The 13,384-nt window shown below is 58.5% G+C and carries 10 protein-coding genes; 8 read left to right on the forward strand and 2 right to left on the reverse strand.

The features are described 5' to 3' along the window. Nucleotides 1–187: 187 nt before the first annotated feature. The 8 genes from ABLN87_RS20570 (at nt 188) to ABLN87_RS20605 (ending at nt 12,397) form a co-directional block, all read left to right on the forward strand. Nucleotides 188–1,621 (forward strand): NAD(P)-dependent oxidoreductase, encoded by a 1,434-nt coding sequence (locus tag ABLN87_RS20570; RefSeq protein ID WP_353013822.1) that lies wholly within the window; start codon nt 188–190, stop codon nt 1,619–1,621. Nucleotides 1,622–1,647: 26 nt separating this feature from the next. Beyond that, nucleotides 1,648–2,082 carry a GFA family protein gene (locus ABLN87_RS20575; RefSeq protein ID WP_353013824.1) on the forward strand — a complete coding sequence of 145 codons (435 nt, stop codon included), beginning with the start codon at nt 1,648–1,650 and terminating at the stop codon, nt 2,080–2,082. Further along, the gene (gltB, locus tag ABLN87_RS20580) at nt 2,079–6,611 is read left to right on the forward strand and encodes a glutamate synthase large subunit (protein ID WP_353013825.1); all 4,533 of its coding nucleotides are present in this window, start codon (nt 2,079–2,081) and stop codon (nt 6,609–6,611) included. The genes ABLN87_RS20575 and gltB overlap by 4 nt, the downstream gene beginning before the upstream one ends. Nucleotides 6,612–6,797: 186 nt before the next feature. Further along, nucleotides 6,798–7,712, forward strand: coding sequence for a Hint domain-containing protein (locus ABLN87_RS20585; RefSeq protein ID WP_353013827.1), 915 nt, complete (start codon nt 6,798–6,800; stop codon nt 7,710–7,712). Nucleotides 7,713–7,751: 39 nt separating this feature from the next. Further along, the gene (gene mtgA / locus ABLN87_RS20590; protein ID WP_353013829.1) at nt 7,752–8,486 is read left to right on the forward strand and encodes a monofunctional biosynthetic peptidoglycan transglycosylase; all 735 of its coding nucleotides are present in this window, start codon (nt 7,752–7,754) and stop codon (nt 8,484–8,486) included. 58 nt (nt 8,487–8,544) lie between these two features. Beyond that, complete coding sequence (locus ABLN87_RS20595) at nt 8,545–9,210, forward strand: glutathione S-transferase family protein (RefSeq protein WP_353013831.1); 666 nt, start codon at nt 8,545–8,547, stop codon at nt 9,208–9,210. A gap of 74 nt (nt 9,211–9,284) precedes the next feature. Next, nucleotides 9,285–10,322: a tRNA epoxyqueuosine(34) reductase QueG gene (gene queG, locus ABLN87_RS20600; RefSeq protein WP_353013832.1), complete on the forward strand. Its 1,038-nt coding sequence runs from the start codon at nt 9,285–9,287 to the stop codon at nt 10,320–10,322. A 71-nt stretch (nt 10,323–10,393) separates the two neighbouring features. Beyond that, entirely contained in the window at nt 10,394–12,397 is a 2,004-nt protein-coding gene (locus ABLN87_RS20605; RefSeq protein ID WP_353013834.1) for a hydantoinase/oxoprolinase family protein, read from the forward strand. A gap of 30 nt (nt 12,398–12,427) precedes the next feature. Here the strand turns inward: ABLN87_RS20605 and msrA are convergent, their stop codons facing one another. Together msrA and msrB are read right to left on the reverse strand one after the other, a co-directional pair. Next, the gene (gene msrA, locus ABLN87_RS20610) at nt 12,428–12,937 is read right to left on the reverse strand and encodes a peptide-methionine (S)-S-oxide reductase MsrA (protein WP_353013836.1); all 510 of its coding nucleotides are present in this window, start codon (nt 12,935–12,937) and stop codon (nt 12,428–12,430) included. After that, nucleotides 12,937–13,383 carry a peptide-methionine (R)-S-oxide reductase MsrB gene (gene msrB / locus ABLN87_RS20615; RefSeq protein WP_170534495.1) on the reverse strand — a complete coding sequence of 149 codons (447 nt, stop codon included), beginning with the start codon at nt 13,381–13,383 and terminating at the stop codon, nt 12,937–12,939. Before msrB ends, msrA begins: the two co-directional genes overlap by 1 nt. Nucleotide 13,384 lies beyond the last annotated feature (1 nt).

The raw sequence follows: 13,384 nt of genomic DNA on the forward strand, positions 1-13,384 counted from the left end.
GTATTCCGGCGTCCGTAAAAAGGAAAGCAGGTTGATAGGTCCGAATCGGAACTAAAATTAACGCGAAAATTCGCCAGGATCTCTTCTTGCGAGCATTTTTTCTGAATTAGGTCAGTATAATTGACTTTTCATCTGAAATCGCATCTCGTAAAGAATGCCGACCAAGCCAATTCATGGAGTCTGACCCGTGGCCAAGCAACCGATGCTGAAATTTGTGCAGATCGACCGCGCCATGCCCGAAAAGCGTGCCGCCGATGACCGTAGAGAAGATTTTGACGAAATCTATGCGGAATTCGCTGCAGAAAAAGCGGCAGAGCAGGCCAGCCGGTGCAGCCAGTGTGGTGTACCTTATTGCCAGTCACATTGCCCATTGCACAACAATATTCCTGATTGGCTGAACCTGACAGCAACCGGTCGCCTGGAAGAAGCTTACCAAACCAGTCAGGCCACCAATACCTTCCCCGAGATTTGCGGTCGAATTTGCCCGCAGGACCGCTTGTGTGAAGGCAATTGTGTGATCGAACAGTCTGGACACGGCACCGTCACCATCGGCACGATTGAGAAATACATCACTGATACCGCCTGGGACAAAGGCTGGGTACAGCCCGTTGTTCCGGCTGCTGAGCGTGGCGAAAGCGTTGGCATTATCGGCGGTGGTCCGGGCGGGTTGGCTGCGGCGGATATGCTGCGCCGCGCGGGTGTTCAAGTGACAGTCTATGACCGCTATGACCGTGCGGGCGGATTGATGATGTACGGAATTCCAGGCTTTAAACTAGAAAAAGATGTCGTACAGCGCCGCAATGACCTGTTGGCCGATGGCGGGGTTGAATTCGTTCTGAACTGCGATGTGGACGCAGCTAAGTTTGATGAAATTCGGGCGCAGCACGACGCCGTCATCATCGCTACCGGAGTATACAAATCGCGCGATCTGTCGATGCCGGGAAGCGGTTTGAATGGGATCGAAAAGGCCATCGATTTCCTGACCGCCTCGAACCGTAAAAGCTTTGGCGATGACGTCGAAGACTTCGACAATGGCCGCTTGAACGCTGCGGGCAAGAAGGTCGTTGTGATCGGTGGTGGCGACACCGCGATGGATTGTGTGCGCACCTCGATCCGACAAGGAGCGATTTCGGTCAAATGCCTGTATCGGCGCGACCGCGCGAATATGCCCGGCTCGCAGCGCGAAACACAAAACGCCGAGGAAGAAGGCGTTGTGTTCGAATGGCTTAGCGCGCCAAAGGGCTTCACCGGCGATGATAATGTCACCGGTGTGATGGTACAGAAAATGCGCTTGGGTCAGCCTGACGCGTCTGGCCGCCAAGCGCCCGAGGTTATCGAAGGGGCGGACTATGTCGAAGACGCCGATCTCGTGATCAAGGCGCTAGGTTTTGAGCCCGAGGACCTGCCGACCCTGTTTGGCCAGCCCGATCTGCCCGTAACCCGCTGGGGCACCGTCAAGGCGGCGTTCCAGAGTGGTGAGACCGAAATGGACGGTGTCTATGCCATCGGGGATATCGTGCGCGGCGCCTCTCTGGTCGTTTGGGCGATCCGCGATGGGCGCGATTGTGCCGACGCGATCATCGAACGGTTCAACGCCAAGGCAGCGATTGCGGCCGAGTAGCCAACGCCCGCGACAGGAGAGTTCAGATGCCTGAATTGCAAGGCCAGTGTATGTGCGGTGCGGTCACGATCAGCGCCACCCCGGCAAAGGATTCGCTTGGCGCGTGCCATTGCGACCAGTGTCGCCGGTGGACCAGTTCAATGCTGGTGACGTTTCCGGCCGAACCCGGATATGCCGCTTTGGGCCCGGTCAAGACGTTCAAATCGTCCGATTGGGCCGAACGGGCGTTCTGCGCCGACTGCGGATCGGCGCTTTGGTACCGCATCACGCTGCCGGGCGAGATGCACGGACAAACTCAAATGGCGGCGGGCCTGTTCCCAGACACGGGCAACGCGCTGCAACTGGAACTTTATATCGACAAAAAGCCCGACGGGTACGCGTTCGCAGGTGAACGCCGGCAGATGACCAAAGCAGAGGTCGAAGCCATGTACGCCTTGCCGCAAGAAGGAGACAGCCAGTGACCAAATATGATGCCGCTTGGGTCCGAGCCGAAGAAGCCAAACGTCAGTGGATGGCCGAAAACGGTCTCTATTCCGAGGAAGAGGAGCATTCCTCCTGCGGTGTGGGCCTTGTTGTCTCGGTTGACGGCAAACCATCGCGCAAGGTGGTGGATGCCGGGATCGATGCGCTTAAGGCGATCTGGCACCGGGGCGCTGTCGATGCCGATGGCAAGACCGGCGATGGTGCGGGTATCCATGTGCAAATCCCTGTTCCGTTCTTCTACGACCAGATCCGTCGCACCGGCCATGAACCCAACCTGGATGAGTTGATTGCCGTTGGTCAGGTCTTTCTGCCTCGCACCGATTTCGGTGCGCAGGAGCAATGCCGGACCATCGTGGAAACCGAAGTTCTGCGCATGGGCTACTATATCTATGGCTGGCGCCATGTGCCGGTCGATGTGACCTGCCTTGGCGACAAGGCCAACGCGACCCGGCCCGAGATCGAACAGATTCTGATCTCGAACTCGAAAGGCGTCGATGAAGAAACGTTCGAGCGCGAGCTGTATGTGATCCGTCGCCGGATCGAAAAAGCAGCTGCAGCAGCGGGGATTTCCGGCCTCTATCTGGCGTCGCTGTCCTGCCGGTCGATCATCTACAAGGGCATGATGCTGGCCGAACAGGTGGCGGTGTTCTACCCCGACCTGATGGACGAGCGCTTTGAATCGGCCTTTGCGATCTATCACCAGCGCTATTCGACCAACACTTTCCCACAATGGTGGCTGGCACAGCCGTTCCGCATGCTGGCCCATAACGGCGAGATCAACACGCTGAAGGGCAACATCAACTGGATGAAAAGCCATGAGATCCGCATGGCCAGCGGAACTTTTGGTGACTATGCCGAGGATATCAAGCCGATTATCGCAGGTGGATCGTCGGATTCGGCCGCATTAGACTCTGTTTTTGAGGTTCTGGTGCGCGCGGGTCGTTCTGCGCCCATGGCAAAAACCATGCTGGTGCCAGAAAGCTGGTCAAAGCAAGCGGTGGAACTGCCGCAAGCGTGGCGCGACATGTATTCCTACTGCAACTCGGTGATGGAGCCTTGGGACGGCCCCGCCGCGCTGGCCATGACCGATGGTCGTTGGGTCTGTGCCGGTTTGGACCGGAATGGTCTACGCCCGATGCGTTATGTCGTCACCGGTGATGGCTTGGTCATCGCGGGGTCCGAGGCCGGGATGGTGCCGATTGATGAGGCCAGCGTGACCGAAAAAGGCGCCCTGGGACCGGGTCAGATGCTGGCTGTGGACATGAAAAAGGGCAAGCTGTTCCGCGACAAGCAGATCAAAGACAAACTGGCGCGTGCGTTGCCCTTTGGTGAATGGGTCGGCAAGATCAATGATGTTGATGAATCACTTGCCGGAGTGACAGAGACGCCGATCTTTTCGGGCGAAGAACTGCGTAAGCGCCAGATCGCAGCGGGCTATTCTGTGGAAGAGTTGGAACAAATTCTTGCCCCGATGGCCGAGGATGGCAAAGAGTCTTTGGCCTCAATGGGGGATGACACGCCGTCAGCGGTTCTGTCCAAGCAATATCGTCCGCTGAGTCATTTCTTCCGCCAGAACTTTAGTCAAGTGACCAACCCGCCCATCGACAGTTTGCGCGAATACCGCGTGATGTCGTTGAAAACACGGTTCGGGAACCTTAAGAACGTGTTGGACGAAGACAGCAGCCAGACCGAGATCATCGTGCTGGAAAGCCCCTTTGTCGGTAACGCGCAGTGGGACAAGCTGGTTGAAAACTTCAACTCTCCGTTGGCCGAAATCGACTGTAGCTTTGAACCGGGGCGTGGTGCTTTGAATGCCGCTTTGGCTCGTATCAGAGCCGAAGCAGAAGAGGCCGTGCGTTCGGGTGCGGGGCATCTGGTATTGACTGATCTGAACTCGGGTCAGGGTCGTGTGGCTATGCCTATGATACTGGCGACCAGCGCGGTGCATTCGCATCTGACGCGGCAGGGGCTGCGGACGTTCTGTTCGCTGAACGTACGGTCCGCCGAATGCGTCGATCCGCATTACTTCGCGGTTCTGATCGGCTGTGGTGCGACCGTGGTGAACGCCTATCTGGCCGAGGATTCGCTGGCCGACCGTATTGATCGTGGCCTGCTGGACGGCTCGCTGACCGAAAACGTGGCGCGGTATCGCGAAGCCATCGATCAGGGCCTGTTGAAAATCATGGCCAAGATGGGGATTTCGGTGATCTCGTCCTATCGCGGCGGTCTCAACTTTGAGGCGGTGGGCCTCAGCCGCGCCATGGTGGCAGAGTATTTCCCCGGCATGACCAGCCGGATCTCGGGTATCGGCGTCACCGGTATTCAGACCAAGGCCGAGGAAATCCATGCCAAAGGCTGGGACAGTGGTTTGGATGTGCTGCCCATCGGTGGGTTCTACAAGGCGCGCAAGTCGGGTGAGACTCACGCGTGGGAAGCGACCTCGATGCATATGATGCAAATGGCCTGCAACCGCGCCTCGTATGAGTTGTGGAAGCAGTACTCGGCCAAGATGCAATCGAACCCGCCGATCCATCTGCGCGATCTGATGGATTTCAAACCACTGGGCAAACCGGTGCCGATTGAAGAGGTTGAATCGATCACCTCAATCCGCAAGCGGTTTGTGACCCCGGGCATGTCGCTGGGCGCGCTGTCGCCCGAGGCGCATAAGACGCTGAACGTGGCGATGAACCGAATTGGTGCAAAGTCTGACTCGGGTGAAGGTGGCGAAGATCCAGCGCATTTCGTGCCGGAACCCAATGGTGACAACCCCTCGGCCAAGATCAAACAGGTGGCCTCGGGCCGGTTTGGTGTGACCGCCGAATACCTGAACCAGTGCGAAGAGCTGGAGATCAAGGTCGCACAAGGTGCGAAACCCGGTGAGGGTGGTCAGCTGCCGGGCATGAAGGTCACCGACCTGATCGCGCGTCTGCGCCATTCGACCAAAGGCGTGACGCTGATCTCACCGCCGCCGCACCACGATATCTATTCGATCGAGGATCTGGCCCAGCTGATCTATGACCTGAAACAGATCAACCCGCGCTGCAAGGTAACGGTGAAGCTGGTGGCGTCCTCGGGCGTTGGCACGATTGCCGCCGGTGTGGCCAAGGCCAAGGCGGATATCATCCTGATCTCGGGTCACAATGGGGGCACCGGGGCCTCGCCCGCGACGTCGATCAAATATGCCGGTCTGCCGTGGGAGATGGGCCTGACCGAGGCGCATCAGGTTCTGGCAATGAACAACCTGCGCGACCGCGTGACACTGCGGACCGATGGTGGCCTGCGGACTGGTCGTGACATCGTTATGGCCGCGATGATGGGGGCCGAGGAATACGGCATCGGCACCGCCGCGCTGATCGCGATGGGCTGCATCATGGTGCGTCAGTGCCAGTCGAACACCTGCCCAGTTGGTGTGTGTACGCAGGACGAATCCCTGCGGGCCAAGTTCACCGGCAATGCGGATAAGGTGGTCAACTTGATCACCTTCTATGCGCAAGAAGTGCGCGAGCTGCTGGCCAGCCTCGGCGCGCGTTCGATTGATGAGATCATCGGACGGGCCGATCTGCTGGCCCAGGTCAGCCGGGGCTCGGCTCATCTGGACGATCTGGACCTGAACCCGCTGCTGATCACCGTCGATGGTGCGCATGACATCGTGTACAACCGCGACAAGGACCGCAACGCGGTGCCCGATACGCTGGACGCCGAGATCGTGCGCGATGCGGCGCGGTTCCTCAAGGACGGCGAGAAAATGCAGCTGTCTTATGCGGTGCAGAACACGCACCGGACGGTGGGCACCCGCGTCTCTAGCCATATCGTGCAGAATTTCGGCATGCGGAACACATTTCAGGATGACCACCTGCATGTAAAGCTGCAGGGTTCGGCAGGCCAGTCGCTGGGCGCGTTTGCGGCGCCCGGTCTGAAACTGGAAGTGTCGGGTGACGCTAATGATTACGTGGGCAAGGGTCTCTCGGGTGGCATGATCGTAGTGCGCCCGCCGCAGGTCAGCCCGTTGAAGGCAGATGACAACACAATCATTGGCAACACCGTCCTATACGGTGCCACCGATGGCCATCTGTTCGCAGCAGGCCGCGCGGGTGAGCGGTTTGCCGTGCGTAACTCGGGTGCCAAAGTGGTGATTGAGGGCTGCGGTTCGAACGGGTGTGAATACATGACGGGCGGAGTAGCCGTTATTCTGGGTGATATCGGTGCTAACTTTGGCGCAGGCATGACCGGGGGTATGGCCTATCTGTACGACCCAGAGGGCAAGGCCGAATTGCTTATGAACATGGAAACGCTGGTGACTTGCCCGGTGACCGTCGACCATTGGGAAGATCAGTTGAAATCGCTGATCGAACGGCACGCTAGGGAAACCTCAAGTCGTAAGGCCGCGGATATCTTGCAACATTGGGATGTAGAGAAGGCTCATTTCATTCAGGTCTGCCCCAAAGAGATGCTGAACAAGCTCAGCCATCCGCTGAGCATTGAGGCAACCGCAGTCCCGGCCGAATAGTTCTGTGGCCCTTTTTGGGTTGAGGACCCCGCGTGTGCTTTGACACAAGCGGGGTTCTTCTCAATCAGGGCTTTTCGCCACAATTTTGCCACATCCGCATAAACCAAATATAAATTTTGCCATAGTTTGATCTGGAATTTCTGCCATATTGCGTTTCAACACACGTGAGTACACCGGAGGCATCAAATGCCAACGACATATCTTGATCAGTTCTATTCGTTTGACCCTGCGAATCCGCCTCCGGGTGGTACGGCGGTTGTTGTTGATAAGTTCAACCTCACCGATGTGGATGACGACGGCGAAATTGACGCGCCTAGCGGGGATACCGTAAACGGTCAGGACGTTACGGATTCGTGGCCGGGCGATACCGTAACGATCAACGTAGCTGGTGTGGGCAATGTCACCTATACCGGCACGACCTTCTATCTCGCAGACGGAACACGCGTGTTTACTCCAACGGACGGTCAGGTGCTGCAACCTGGTACGTTTGTCTCGTCGACATTTGTAAACACGCAGGGTCCGCTGCAAGTTGGCGATCTGGGCCCACCCTGTTTCACGCCAGGAACGATGATTGCAACACCAGAAGGCGAACGCCCGGTGGAAAGCCTGACGGCAGGTGATCTTGTGATGACGGTGGATCATGGTCCGCAGCCTTTGATCTGGGTTGGTGAAACCAAGGTCGAGGCACAGGGTAAATTTGCCCCAATCCGGTTCGCGGCGGGCGTGTTGGGATTGGAGCGACCTTTGTTGGTTTCTCCGCAGCACCGGATGCTGATCGATGATTGGCGAGCGGGTTACATGTTTGGCTATTGCGAGGCGCTGGTGGCCGCGCATACCTTGGTCAATGGCGATACGGTGACACGTGTCGAAGGTGGCGAGGTTGTCTATTTCCATTTGCTGTTCAAGCAGCATGAAATTGTCATTGCCAACGGGGCCAAAAGCGAAAGCTACTACCCCGGCCACGCGCTGACGGCGTCGGAGCGCGCAACCCAGGCCGAAATCCTGCGGCTGTTCCCCGAATTGAAAGCGCGCGATGCAAAACTGCCTGATACCGCCCGGCCTGTGGTTCCACCCCGCGAGGCGCGTGCAATCGCAATATAGGCCGTTCCAAAGCAGCGGCGCTCGTCGTATAGCTGTGATATGGCAAAGAAAGCAGCCCGCAAATCGAGCGGCAAGAAAAGCAAGGCACGCAAAAAGACAATGCCATTGGGTCAGAAACTGCGCCGTTGGGTAACGCGCGCAGGTCTGGGTATTGCGTGTTTCTTTTTGGCGCTGGTGTTGCTCTACTCTGTGGTGAATCCACCGATCACCCATACGATCTGGTCCGAATGGCGGCGGCTGGGCAAAGTCGAGCGGGATTGGGTTCCCATCGAAGAAATCAACCCAATCATGGCGCGTTCGGTCGTTGCGGCCGAGGATGCGAATTTCTGCCTGCATTGGGGGTTTGATGTCGCGGCCATCCGTGACGCGTTGGAGGATGGCGGCAATCGTGGTGCCTCGACCATTACGCAGCAGGTCGTAAAAAATGTGTTCCTGTGGCAGGGCCGAAGCTGGGTGCGCAAGGCGATGGAGACCTCGCTTACGCCGGTGGTCGAGATTTTCTGGAGCAAACAGAGGATACTTGAGGTGTACCTGAACGTCGCCGAAACCGGTACAGGTGTGTTTGGAGTTGAGGCTGCGGCACAGCGCAATTTCGGTGTCAGCGCGGCGAACATGACGCCGACACATGCAGCGCGGATCGCGGCCATCTTGCCCGCACCGCGCAAACGCTCGGTCACGGATCCATCGGTATTTACCCGCAGGCGGGCGGCTGCGATCCTGCAAGGGGCGGCCACCATCCGCGCAGATGGTCGCGCGGATTGTTTCGAGGATTGAAACTCATCGCCTCTCGGGGCTAAAGCTGAGAAGTACTCACTGGTTCGATTGGAAGCCCATGGCGCGTCTGTTTCACGTTCCCCTATCCCCGTATTGCCGCAAGGTTCGGCTGTCTCTGGCGGAAAAGAAGATTGAGGTCGAACTGGTTGAAGAGAAATACTGGGAACAGGACCCGGATTTCCTGCGCCGTAATCCGGCGGGTAAAGTGCCTGTCTTGCGGTTGGATGGGCAGATGATGTCAGAAAGCGCGGCAATCTGTGAATACATCGAAGAGACGCGACCCGAACCGCCTCTGATGCCGAAAACGCCCGAGGCGCGATTTGAAGTGCGCCGCTTGGTTGGGTGGTTCGATGACAAGTTTCATCATGAGGTGACATCGAAACTTCTGTATGAGAGGGTCAACAAGAAGATGACCGGGCAGGGCTATCCGGACAGTAAGAACGTCAAGGAAGGTGCGCGGGCGATCAAGTACCATCTGGATTACATGGCGTGGTTGCTGGATCACCGGCGGTGGCTGGCCGGGGATCAGATGACCTTGGCCGATTTCGCGGCAGCGGCGCATCTGTCCGCTTTGGACTATATTTCAGATGTGGATTGGAATCGCAGCGCTGCGGTTAAGGATTGGTACGCCAAGATCAAGTCGCGCCCTGCGTTCCGGTCGATCCTGGCGGATCAGGTGCCAGGGTTTCGGCCTCCGCCCCATTACGCCGATCTGGATTTCTGATAAGGTGGTAAGGGGGCTGTCTGCCCCCTCTTGGCCCTACGGACCAATTCACCCCCGAGGATATTTCTAGCCAGATGAAGAATGGATCGGGTTTAAAAGACAAGCTGGTCGCGCAGGCTCTGGCCGAAGGATTTGTCTCGTGCCGGGTTTGTCGGCCGTGGGATGTGCCCCAAGTGCCTGCGCGGTTGGAAGCCTTTTTGGAGGCCGGGTATCATGGGCAGATGGGCTGGATGGCAGAACGGACCCATTGGCGTGGCGACCCGGCGGCGCTGTGGCCTGACGCGCGATCTGTGATCATGTTGGCCGAAAGCTACACGCCCGAGCATGATCCGACCGAGGTTTTGGCCCATCCCGAACGCGGGGCGATTTCGGTTTATGCGCAGAACAAGGACTACCATGACCTGGTCAAAAAGCGCCTGAAGCGATTGGCGCGGTGGTTGATTGCCGAGTCCGGCGGCGAGGTGAAGGTGTTCGTCGATACAGCTCCGGTGCCCGAGAAGGCCTTGGGGCATGCTGCCGGGCTGGGTTGGCAAGGCAAACATACCAATCTGGTGAGTCAAGATTGGGGGAATTGGGCTTTCATAGGGTCTGTTTTCACCACGTTGGAGTTGCCTACGGACATTCCGGAGGTCGATCACTGTGGATCATGCCGGGCGTGTTTGGACAGTTGCCCGACGGATGCGTTTCCGGCCCCGTATCAGTTGGATGCGCGGCGGTGTATTTCATATCTGACCATCGAGCATAAAGGTCCTGTTGACGAGGATCTAAGGGGTAAACTGGGTAACCGGATTTACGGTTGCGATGATTGTCTGGCCGCCTGCCCCTGGAACAAGTTTGCCGTTGCGGCGAGCGATATTCGGTATGCGGCCCGCGATGACCTGAAGGCTCCTGTATTGGCGGACCTGGCGGTTCTGGATGACGCCGGGTTTCGGGCGAAGTTCTCAGGCTCGCCGATCAAAAGGATCGGGCGGGATCGGTTTGTGCGTAATGTGTTGTACGCCATAGGGAACTCCGGGAAGCAGGGTCTTCGGCCGGTTGCTGAGGCGTTGACCGAGGATCTCGATCCAACGGTGGCTGATGCGGCGCGCTGGGCGGTTCAACGATTGACTTGAATGCCGCAAACAGGCTGGACGTGTCGGTCCAAACCGCTACACCCATCCAAAGCGAACGAATGGAGGACCCGATGGCGCTGGCTTTGGGGGTGGATACGGGCGGAACCTATACCGATGCGGTCTTGATTCGGGATGAGGCTGAGGTGGTTGCCTCGGCCAAATCACTGACCACGCGGGCTGATCTGGCGATTGGCGTGGGTAAGGCGATCTCGGCGGTGCTGGATCAGGCGCGGGTTACGCCCGATCAGATCTCCATGGCGTCGCTTTCGACGACCTTAGCGACGAATGCGCTGGTCGAGGGACAAGGTGGCCGGGTCGCGCTGATCTATGTCGGGTTCAAGGAAAGTGATCTTGAAAAACATGGGCTAAGGGATGCGTTGAAAGACGATCCAGCGCTGGTTGTGGCCGGTGGGCACAGTCACGCGGGTGGTGAGGCTCAGCCATTGGATATCGAAGCGTTGGAGGGTTTCTTAGACTCTCATAAAGGGGTTTCCGGCTTTGCGGTTGCTGCGCAGTTCGCGACACGCAATCCGGCGCACGAGCTGGAGGCAGCGCGGATCATCTCGGAAAAGACTGGCGCGCCCATCACATGTTCCCATCATCTGTCGGCCAAGCTGAATGGGCCCAAACGTGCGGTGACAGCCGTTTTGAACGCGCGGCTGATCGGGATGATCGACCGGTTGATCGGGCGTGCGCAAGATCAGTTGCTGACGTTGGGCATTACGGCCCCGATGATGGTGGTCCGCGGCGATGGCGCGTTGATGAGCGCCGAACAGGCGCGTGAGCGTCCGATCGAGACGATCCTCAGCGGTCCTGCTGCTTCGATTGTGGGTGCGCGCTGGTTGACGGGGGCCGAGAACGCTCTGGTCTCGGATATTGGGGGGACGACGACTGATGTGGCGCTGATCCGCGATGGGAAGCCCGCGATTGACCCCGCGGGGGCACAGGTTGGTGGGTTTCGCACAATGGTTGAGGCCGTGGCAATGCGCACCCATGGGCTAGGCGGCGACAGCCAGGTGCATGTGGTGACCGAAGGGCTGGGCGGTGGCGTTTTCCTGGGGCCGCGACGGGTTCTGCCCGTTTCCCTCATCGCTTCGGAGGCGCCTGAAGTGGTGCATTCGGTGCTTGACGAACAACTGCGTTCAACCACGGTTGGAGAGCATGATACCCGGTTTGCCCGTCGCGTGCCGGGGGTTCACGCGGATGGCGTTGGCGCGCGAGAAGAGGTTTTGCTCGATCGGCTTGGCGATCAGGTTCTGCCGCTGAGCGCCTTGTTGCGAACACGGATGGAGAACGGGGCGCTGACCCGTCTGGTGGATCGCGGGATTGTACAGATCTCGGGTATTACCCCGTCAGATGCCAGCCATGTGCTGGGGCGAGTCGATGCCTGGGATGCCGATGCTGCGCGCAAGGCACTGGAGCTGGTGGCCCGTAAGCGGGTCGGGTCCGGTGATATGCTGGCGGCATCGCCTGAACAGTTGGCCCAGATGATCATCGACCAACTTACCGAACAGACCAGTTTGACCTTGTTAGAGACTGCTTTCGCCGAAGAAGCCAATGATTTCGACCTGCCCGCCAAAGACCTTGCCCGCCATGTTTTGACCCAACGGGGTTTGGCACAACACCGGGGTTTGCTGGCTTTAGACGCAGCGTTGAATGTGGAAGTGGTGGGGCTGGGCGCGTCCGCCCCCAGCTATTACCCTGCAGTGGGGGATCGGTTGCGCTGTCAGATGGTGTTGCCTGAACATGCAGGTGTCGCCAATGCCATCGGTGCGGTGGTCGGGCGGCTGACCTTGCGGCGGTCGGGCACCGTCACATCGCCTTCTGAAGGGCGATACCGCGTTCATCTGGAAGATGGTCCGCGGGACTTCGGCGCATCCGATGAAGCGCTTGCGCTGTTGGAGCGGGTCCTGCGTACTGAGACTGAGGGTGCGGTAAGGGATGCCGGGGCCGACGATATTCGGGTGGTCGTCGACCGCGACATCCGAACAGCCCGGATTGAAGAACGGGACGTGTTTGTCGAGGCGATGCTTACCGTTGAGGCCACTGGCCGCCCGCGCGTGGCGGCCGGGTAGCCCCCTCAGACCTCTGAGAGGGGCCGATGTTTATTCTGCCGCGTCGCGCTTGGGCAAGACCCAATCGGGGCGCGGAAAGTGGCAGGTATAGCCGTTGGGAATGCGTTCCAGATAGTCCTGATGCTCTGGCTCGGCATCCCAGAAATCACCCACGGGTTCTAGTTCGGTCACCACCTTACCGGGCCACAGACCGCTGGCATCCACATCGGCAATCGTATCCAGCGCCACCTGTTTCTGTGCTTCGTCGACGTAGTAAATGGCCGAGCGATAGCTCATCCCGCGGTCATTGCCCTGACGGTTCGGGGTGGTTGGATCATGGATCTGGAAGAAGAATTCCAGCAGTTCCCGATAGGTGATGCCTGCAGGGTCAAACCAGATTTCAATCCCTTCGGCATGGGTGCCGTGGTTGCGATAGGTGGCGTTGGGCACATCGCCACCAGTATATCCGACGCGGGTGCGCGATACACCGGGCAGTTTGCGGATCAGGTCCTGCATGCCCCAAAAGCAGCCCCCTGCCAGAACGGCGCGTTCAATGGTCATCAGATTTCCTCCACATGATTCAGGTAGTCGCCGTAGCCTTCGGCCTCCATCTCATCGCGATGAATAAACCGTAGGGCGGCTGAGTTGATGCAATAGCGCAGCCCGCCCTGGTCACGCGGGCCATCAGGGAATACATGCCCCAGATGGCTGTCACCGTGTTTCGAGCGGACCTCGGTTCGGATCATACCATGGGTGGTGTCGCGAAACTCCTCCACATGTTCATGGATGATGGGTTTGGTAAAACTGGGCCAGCCACAGCCGGATTCGTACTTATGGGTCGACGCAAACAGAGGTTCACCCGAGACGATATCCACGTAGATGCCGGGTTCCTTGTTGCCCAGGTGTTTTCCAGTTCCGGGTCGTTCGGTGCCGTTGCGCTGAGTCACATGGAACTCTTCAGGGGAAAGAGCGGCAATGGCCTCGGGGTCTTTTGTATAGCGGGTCATG

The organism is Ruegeria sp. SCP10, assembly GCF_040329495.1.
Taxonomy (GTDB): domain Bacteria; phylum Pseudomonadota; class Alphaproteobacteria; order Rhodobacterales; family Rhodobacteraceae; genus Ruegeria.

What these genes read in the sequence shown, in the direction of transcription:
- ABLN87_RS20575 (WP_353013824.1), top strand. Translation starts at nt 1,648, where the DNA reads ATGCCTGAATTGCAAGGCCAGTGTATGTGCGGTGCGGTCACGATCAGC.
- ABLN87_RS20585 (WP_353013827.1), top strand. Translation starts at nt 6,798, where the DNA reads ATGCCAACGACATATCTTGATCAGTTCTATTCGTTTGACCCTGCGAAT.
- mtgA (WP_353013829.1), top strand. Translation starts at nt 7,752, where the DNA reads ATGGCAAAGAAAGCAGCCCGCAAATCGAGCGGCAAGAAAAGCAAGGCA.
- ABLN87_RS20595 (WP_353013831.1), top strand. Translation starts at nt 8,545, where the DNA reads ATGGCGCGTCTGTTTCACGTTCCCCTATCCCCGTATTGCCGCAAGGTT.
- queG (WP_353013832.1), top strand. Translation starts at nt 9,285, where the DNA reads ATGAAGAATGGATCGGGTTTAAAAGACAAGCTGGTCGCGCAGGCTCTG.
- ABLN87_RS20605 (WP_353013834.1), top strand. Translation starts at nt 10,394, where the DNA reads ATGGCGCTGGCTTTGGGGGTGGATACGGGCGGAACCTATACCGATGCG.
- msrA (WP_353013836.1), bottom strand. Translation starts at nt 12,937, where the DNA reads ATGACCATTGAACGCGCCGTTCTGGCAGGGGGCTGCTTTTGGGGCATG.
- msrB (WP_170534495.1), bottom strand. Translation starts at nt 13,383, where the DNA reads ATGACCCGCTATACAAAAGACCCCGAGGCCATTGCCGCTCTTTCCCCT.